Annotated in this window: 7 protein-coding genes; 5 read left to right on the top strand and 2 right to left on the bottom strand. The window is 71.0% G+C overall.

Annotation, left to right across the window (positions count from 1 at the left end; all coding sequences use genetic code 11):
- Positions 1 to 74 precede the first annotated feature (74 nt).
- On the bottom strand, positions 75 to 845 hold the full coding sequence (locus ABZE72_RS14290) for an SDR family oxidoreductase (protein ID WP_372729703.1): 771 nt from the start codon (positions 843 to 845) through the stop codon (positions 75 to 77).
- A gap of 96 nt (positions 846 to 941) precedes the next feature.
- Between ABZE72_RS14290 and ABZE72_RS14285 the strand changes: the two genes are divergently transcribed.
- Together ABZE72_RS14285 and ABZE72_RS14280 are read left to right on the top strand one after the other, a co-directional pair.
- A complete protein-coding gene (locus ABZE72_RS14285) occupies positions 942 to 2,279 on the top strand; it encodes a flavin-containing monooxygenase (protein ID WP_372729702.1) in 1,338 nt (445 codons plus the stop codon).
- A 237-nt stretch (positions 2,280 to 2,516) separates the two neighbouring features.
- Entirely contained in the window at positions 2,517 to 3,689 is a 1,173-nt protein-coding gene (locus ABZE72_RS14280) for a hypothetical protein (RefSeq protein WP_372729701.1), read from the top strand.
- Between the two features lie 71 nt (positions 3,690 to 3,760).
- Here the strand turns inward: ABZE72_RS14280 and ABZE72_RS14275 are convergent, their stop codons facing one another.
- Positions 3,761 to 4,363, bottom strand: a complete 603-nt coding sequence (locus ABZE72_RS14275) for an RDD family protein (protein WP_372729700.1) — start codon at positions 4,361 to 4,363, stop codon at positions 3,761 to 3,763.
- A gap of 134 nt (positions 4,364 to 4,497) precedes the next feature.
- Between ABZE72_RS14275 and ABZE72_RS14270 the strand changes: the two genes are divergently transcribed.
- The 3 genes from ABZE72_RS14270 to ABZE72_RS14260 form a co-directional block, all read left to right on the top strand.
- Positions 4,498 to 5,109 (top strand): PadR family transcriptional regulator, encoded by a 612-nt coding sequence (locus ABZE72_RS14270; RefSeq protein ID WP_372729699.1) that lies wholly within the window; start codon positions 4,498 to 4,500, stop codon positions 5,107 to 5,109.
- Complete coding sequence (locus ABZE72_RS14265) at positions 5,106 to 5,828, top strand: ABC transporter ATP-binding protein (protein ID WP_372729698.1); 723 nt, start codon at positions 5,106 to 5,108, stop codon at positions 5,826 to 5,828. Before ABZE72_RS14270 ends, ABZE72_RS14265 begins: the two co-directional genes overlap by 4 nt.
- The coding region (locus tag ABZE72_RS14260) for an ABC transporter permease (protein ID WP_372729697.1) at positions 5,825 to 7,574 on the top strand (1,750 nt) is incomplete at its 3' end. The genes ABZE72_RS14265 and ABZE72_RS14260, both read left to right, overlap by 4 nt.

Genomic DNA, 7,574 nt, shown 5'->3' with positions numbered 1-7,574 from the left:
GGTTGCCGTACGGCAACCACAACTGGCAGGTCAGCGGGTTCTGGGCAACCACAAGTGGCAGGTGGGCGGGCTTGTCAGACCATCTTCTTGAAGACCGGCACCGGCGCATGCTTCATCACGACCGACAGTGGCGCCCACGGCAGGGCCGGCACGTACGCCGAGGCCTTCTCCTTCTCGATCGCCCGGACCATGGCCCGCACGCCCTTCTCGGCCGAGGCCATCATCCCGCCCTCGACGGCGCCGTCGGCGGTCATCTCGGTCTTGATGTAGCCGGGGTAGAGCACGGTCACCTTGATCGGCTTGCCGTGCAGCTCGACCCGCAGGCCCTCGGCCAGGTGCGCGATCGCGGCCTTGGTCGCGGCGTACGTGTTGAGCTCACGGGGCAGGCCGCGCAGGGCGGACATGGACGAGATCATCACCAGGTGGCCGGAGTTCTGCGCCCGGAAGATCTCCATCGCCGCGTCGGTCTGGGCCAGGGCGGCGACGAAGTTGGTCATCGCGGTCTGCCGGTTGGCGGCGTGGCCGCCGGTGCCGAGCTTGGCGCCCTTGCCGATGCCGGCGTTGACCACGACGCGGTCGATGGTGCGCCCGTCGGCGGCGAAGTCCGCCTGGAAGGCGCGGAACACCTCGAAGACCTGGTCGTCGTCGTCGACGTCGAGGGGGCGGACCTCGACGCGTCGCTCGGGGTGCGCGGCGAGGATCTCGGCCTTCAGCTCGTCGAGGCGTTCGACGCGTCGCGCGCAGAGGGCGAGGTCGTGGCCCAGGGCAGCGAACTGCCGGGCCATCTCGGCGCCCAGTCCCGAGGAGGCGCCGGTGATCAGGATGGTCTGGGGGGTTCGGCTCATGCCCCGAGTGTGGCGCACCGCCCGCCGCCGGTCCGGGACCGGGCAGATGCTGGGATCACGCGACGAGCGGCCAACGCCCCCCTAGGCTGCTGAGTCATGCCGTCCGCTGTGCCGTCCCCGTCCCCTCGCGTCTGCATCATCGGCGCCGGATCCTCCGGGATCACGGCCGCCCAGGTGCTCGCCGAGCGGGGTATCGACTTCGACTGCTTCGAGATGGGCTCCGGCGTCGGTGGCAACTGGCGCTACGACAACGACAACGGCGTGAGCTCGGCGTACCGCTCGCTGCACATCAACACCTCACGCTCGGCGATGGAGTACGCCGCGTACCCGATGCCCGAGGACTACCCGGACTACCCGAGCCACTGGCAGATCGCGGCGTACTTCGACGACTTCGTGGACCATTTCGGCCTGCGCGAGCGGATCACCTTCCGCACCGAGGTGTGCAAGGTCAGCGCCGCCGCCGAGGGTGGGTACGACGTCACGGTGCGCTCCCGCGACCACGCCCGGGACGCGGTCACCCGGCACTACGAGCACGTGATCGTGGCGAACGGTCACCACTGGGACGCGCGCTGGCCCGAGCCCGGCTTTCCCGGCGCCGAGTCGTTCCCCGGCGAGCAACTGCACGCGCACTACTACCGGACCCCGGACGTCTTCACCGACAAGCGGGTGGTGGTCCTGGGCATCGGCAACTCGGCCACCGACATCGCGGTCGAGGCCTCCCGGGTGGCCAGGGAGACGTACCTCGCGATGCGCCGGGGCGCGCACATCCTGCCCAAGTACCTGTTCGGGGTGCCGACCGACCATCTGACCAGCTCGCCGCTGGCGCGCGGCCCGTTCCGGCTGCAGAAGCTCGGGATGAAGGCGATGCTGCGGCTCTCGGTGGGCCGGATGACCGACTACGGGCTGCCCGAGCCCGACCACGAGGTCCTCGAGGCGCACCCGACGGTCAGCGACGACCTGCTGACCCGGCTCGGCCACGGCGACATCGCCATCAAGCCGAACATCGAGCGCTTCGAGGGCTCCCGGGTCTGCTTCGTCGACGGCACCTCGGTCGAGGCGGACGTGGTCGTCTACTGCACCGGCTACAAGGTCAGCTTCCCGTTCCTCGACGAGACCGTGGTCCGGGCCGAGGACAACCACGTCGACCTCTACCGCCGGGTGGTGGCGCCGGAGCACCCCGGCCTCTACTTCGTGGGGTTGATCCAGCCGCTCGGCGCGGTGATGCCGCTGGCCGAGGCCCAGTCGCACTGGGTGGCCGACCTGATCGGCGGCCGGGTGCGGCTGCCGTCCGTGGCCGAGATGCGTCGACAGATCGCGGCCTACGACCGGGCGGTGCGCCGGCGCTACGTCGCGTCGAAGCGGCACACCATCCAGGTGGATGCGCACACGTACCGCGCGGAGCTCGCCCAGGAGCGCAAGCTCCGCCGACGCTGACTCCTCCCGCCTCCCTGGCCGACGACGCTTGGCCGACGACGCTGGCCGCCCCGATGGGCCAGACGGTGCCGCCCACTTGTGTCATTGACTGCCGAACTTCTCCCCGAGGAGTCTGGAGGAGGCTGCATCCCCCACGGCGTCTGGTCTTTCTCGGGTCGGACCGGCGCGCGGGCCACTCGTGGATCCGGTGGCAGAGGAGGTATGCACATGCACCGACACAGCCGTCTCCTGGCTCTCATGCTCGGCGTCACCTTGGTGATCGCTGGATCCGCGGGTGGCGCCCTCGCAGATCACTCCGATGGTGATGGGAAGTCGTTCACGACGCTCGCACCGTCGTTCACCCAAGATCTCTTCGGCATCGGGCCGGAGTTCTTCGGAGGGGTTGCCTTTGCCCCGGACGGCGACCCGCTGGTCGACTTCTGCCGGTTCAGCGGCAGCGACCTGCGGCGCTTCGACCGACAGAGCGTCGTCTCACCCGATCCGACGGGGTCTGAACTGCATCCCTCGACCGTGCAAGGGAGCAATGCGGGCTGTGGGCTGACCAACCACCCCGACGGAACGCTGTACTCGAACACCAGCGGCGGGGTCACCAACCTCGATGCGAACACCGGGGCGCAACTGCGTCCAGCCTTCGGGGACGCCGGTAACGCGCTCGGTATCGCCACGGACCCACAGACGCTCAACCTCGTCTACGTCGGGTTCGACGGAGTGCTGCGTTTCGTGAACCGGGACTTCACCACGGCGGGCACCTACTCGGGTGCGACCGCAGGTCTGTTCATCGACGGCATCGCCTTCGAGCCGCAAGGCAGGTACCTGTTCATCGCCGATCGCACGAACCGCGCGGTGAAGGTGATCGATCGGTCGGGAGCGATCGTCAACGACGTGCCACTGGCCATCGGCAGCGAACCGGACGGGATTGCCTTCAAGGCCGTCGCGCCGAAGTTCATGGTCACCGTCAACCTCGACGGCACGTTGACCCGTTACGACTTCCCGGCCGACGACTACACCCGGACGCCGACGCAGTCGTTGTTCGCCAGCGGTGGATTCCGTGGCGACCTCTCGCAGGTGGGCCCTGATGGGTGCCTCTACCTGACGCAGGAAGGAACGCGCTACGACGACGGCTCGGTGGACTCGAACAACAGCCTGGTCAGAATCTGTCCCGGGTTCGCGCCACCGCCGGGGGCCGGAACCGAGGGGCCGGTGGGCGACGCGACCTGCAGCGACGGCATCGACAACGACGGGGATGCCCTGGTCGACGGAGCAGATCCCGACTGCGCCGGCGGAGGTGGCACCACGCCCACCAACAAGGACCAGTGCAAGAACGGCGGTTGGAGGACGTTCACCCATCCCGCCTTCAGGAATCAGGGCGACTGCGTCAGCTTTGTGACCAGTCGGAAGTCGCGACCCTGACGGTCCGGATTCGTCACCTCGACCGGCCGCCACGGCTCCGATGCGGGAGCGGTGGCGGCCGACCGACGTGATCAGCCCTTGGGCTGGTTGATCACCACGCTGCTGATGATCTTGTCGGCGAAGGTCTGACGCTTCGCGTCCCACAGCGGCCACAGGAATCCGAGGTAGCAGGGCAGCGAGTCGAGGATGTGGAGCAGCGCTCGCAGGAAGGCCATGCCCGCCCCGATCGGCTGCTGGGTGCCCTCGTTGATCAGCTTGATCCCCATCACGCCCTTGCCCACGGAGTAGCCGGTGCGGCCGGCCTGCAGGCAGGTGTTCCAGACGAAGATGGCGATCGCGAGGCCGAAGCCGATCAGGCTGAGCAGGGTCCCGGCCATGCTGGTGCCGTCGGGCTGGGACCCGGAGATCGCGCCGCCGATCAGGGCGGGGATGTAGCCGACCATCACGAGCAGGTAGTCGATCAGGTAGGAGCCGACCCGCTTGCCCCAGTGCGCGTACCCGCCGGGGGCGACCGCGCCGTACGCCGCCTGGGCGTAGGGGTCGGTCGAGCCGTACGGGTTGGCGCCGGGCTGCGGCGGGGGAGCGCCGTACGGGTTCGGCTGGCCCTGGGACTGCCCGTACGGGTTCGGCTGCTGGGGGTCGTTCGGGGGCGGCGGGTAGCCGGAGTCGGACATCGGTGTGCTCCTCGAGAGGTGTGTCGGTCGCCATCACCCTAGTGATCGGGACGGACAGATGCGGTGCATACGTGGTATACATACCCGGTATCCATCGCCATGGGCGGCGATGACATCCGGACCAGGAGACAGCGATGTCGGTGAAACAAGCCCTGTTGGCGCTGCTGGAGCAGGAGCCGATGTACGGCTACCAGCTGCGGACCGAGTTCGAGCTGCGGACCGGATCCACCTGGCCGCTGAACGTCGGGCAGGTCTACACCACGCTGACCCGCCTCGAGCGCGACGGCCTGGTCGAGGGCGCCGGCGCCGACGACGAGGGCCACCAGATGTACCGGCTCACCCCCAAGGGCCGCGACGAGGTCGCGTCGTGGTTCACCACGCCGGTGCCGCGCACGCAGCCACCGCGCGACGAGCTGGCGATCAAGCTCGCGCTGGCGGTGACCGTCCCGGGCGTGGACGTCGGCGCCGTCATCCAGCAGCAGCGCAGCGCCACCATGCAGGCGCTGCAGGACTACACCCGGCTCAAGCGTTCGGGTCGCCCGGACGCGGCGAACGGTGCGGACGAGCGCGGCGAGATGGCCTGGAGTCTGGTGCTCGATTCGCTCGTCTTCGCCGCCGAGGCCGAGATCCGGTGGCTCGATCACTGCGAGGCACGGCTCCGTCGCGCCGCGCAGGACCGCTCCCGCGCCGCCGCCACCCAGCCCTCCACCCAGCCCTCCACCCAGAACACGGGAGCCCTGCGATGAGCCCGATCCTGAAGCTCGACGCCGTCAGCCGCGTCCACGGCGAGGGCGCCACCGAGGTGCACGCCCTGCGCGCGGTCTCGTTCGCCGCCCACCCCGGCGAGCTGGTCGCCGTGATGGGCCCGTCGGGCTCCGGCAAGTCCACCCTGCTGACCCTGGCCGGCGGGCTCGACGCGCCGACCTCGGGCACGGTCAGCGTCGAGGGGGCCGACCTCGCGACGCTGGGCGCCAAGGGCCGTGCCCGGATGCGACGCACCTCGATCGGCTACGTCTTCCAGGACTTCAACCTGATCCCCGCGCTGAGCGCTGCCGAGAACGTCGCCCTGCCCCTCGAGCTCGACGGCGCGTCGGGTCGTACGGCGCGCAAGGCCGCCCGCGCCGCCCTGGACGAGGTCGGCATCGGCGACCTGTGGCAGCGGTTCCCGGACGAGATGTCCGGCGGCCAACAGCAGCGGATCGCGATCGCCCGCGCCATCGTGGGCGAGCGTCGGCTGATCCTGGCCGACGAGCCCACCGGAGCACTCGACACCGAGACCGGTGAGGAGATCCTCGCGCTGCTGCGCGCCCGCTGCGACGCCGGTGCGGCCGGCGTGATGGTGACCCACGAGGCCCGGCACGCTGCCTGGGCGGACCGGGTGGTCTTCCTGCGCGACGGCGTGGTCGTCGACGAGTCCGGCACCGACCCGGTCGAGACCCTGCTCGCCTCGGGCCACCCGCGGTGAGGCGGTTCAGCGCCTGGCGGTTGCCCCTGCTGCTGGCCTGGCGCGACGCCGCCCGCGCCAAGGGCCGCAGCGCCCTGGTGCTGGCGATGATCGCCCTGCCCGTGCTGGCGGTCACCGCCGCACTGGTCGTGCAGGCCACCGCGGACGTGGACGGCGTCGAGTCGTTGGACCGTCGCCTCGGTGCCGCCGACGCCCGGGTCGTCGTCCAGCCCGGGGTGGGCCAGGTCTTCCACGACGTCGACCCGGACAACGGGATCTCGGGCTCGATGGGCGAGGAGACCGAGACGCCCACCTTGGCCGAGGTGCGGGCGCTGTTGGGCGGGTCGGTGCCCGTGCTGGAGATGCGCCCCACCTTCTTGCGCGTCGTCTCCGGCAAGGGGGTCGCCGATGCCGAGGGGCTGGAGGTCGACCTGGCCGACCCGCTGGCCAGCGGGCTGGTGGACCTGACCGCAGGCCGGCTGCCGCAGGGCACGGACGAGGTGGTCGTCAACCAGGCCCTGGCCGACAAGGGCTACGCCGTGGGGGAGCGGCTGGAGATCGTGGGAGGCGGCACCGGCGGGCTCGACGCCACCCGAACTCCCACCATCGTCGGGCTGGCCGAGTCGACCTCGTGGCGCAGTCAGCCGTTCGCGGCCGGCCCGCTGGGCGCCCTGGCTCCCCAGGTACGTGGCCCACGCACCTGGTTGGTCGGCGGTGGCCCGGTCGGCTGGGAGCAGGTGCGCGCCCTGAACGCGATCGGCGCCACCGTGCTCTCCCGTGCGGTGCTCCTGGACCCACCGCCGGCGTCCGCGCTTCCCCCCGAGCTCCAGCACGGCTTCGACGACGGGGACAACACCATGCTGGCGGTCGTGGTGCTGATCGTGGTGATGGCCCTGCTGGAGGTGGTCCTGCTGGCCGGGCCGGCCTTCGCGGTCAGCGCGCGGCGGCAGTCCCGCAACCTGGCCCTGATCGCGGCGGCGGGCGGTAGCCCCGCCCAGGCGCGACGGGTGATCCTCGCAGGAGGTGTCGTGCTCGGAGGTCTGGCCGCGACCCTGGGCGTGGTCCTCGGCGTGGCGGCCGGCTGGGCGTTGATCCCCCTGGTCCAGCGCTGGTCCTCGTCGTGGTTCGGTCCGCTCGACCTGCCCTGGCTCCGGATTCTCGGGGTCGCCTGCTTCGGTCTGGCCAGCGCCCTGATCGCCGCGGTCGTACCGGCGTGGATCGCCTCCCGACAGGACGTCGTGGCCGTGCTCGCCGGTCGGCGCGGTGATCGGGCCGCCAGCCTGCGCTCGCCGTTCCTCGGGCTCGCCCTGCTCGCCGTCGGAATCGCCGGAGCGGCCTTCGGCGCCCGGCAGACCGGCGGCGGCGAGCTCTGGATCGCTGCCTCGGCGATCCTGTCGGTGCTCGGGATGATCCTGCTGGTGCCGGTCGTCCTGGTCGCCCTGGCACGCGTGTCGGGTCGACTGCCGCTCAGCCTGCGCTACTCGGTCCGGGACGCCGCACGGCACCGGACCCGGACCGTGCCGGCGGTGGCGGCGGTGGCGGCCACGGTCGCCGGTGTGGTCGCTCTCGGCATCGCGACCACCAGCGACGCGGCCGAGAACAAGGCCACCTACAGCGCCACCCTGCCGATGGGGGAGGGCATGGTGAGCGGCTACGGGGTGGACCCCGCCCTGTGGTCGGACCTGGTGCAGGCAGCCGTCCGCGAGCTGCCCGGCGTCAGCGTCGCCCGCGTGCGGGGGATCGCCGAGGACTACGGGACGGGCGGGC

This window comes from Nocardioides sp., from assembly GCF_041600255.1.
Taxonomy (GTDB): domain Bacteria; phylum Actinomycetota; class Actinomycetes; order Propionibacteriales; family Nocardioidaceae; genus Nocardioides.
This window is presented reverse-complemented; position numbering and strand designations above follow the sequence as displayed.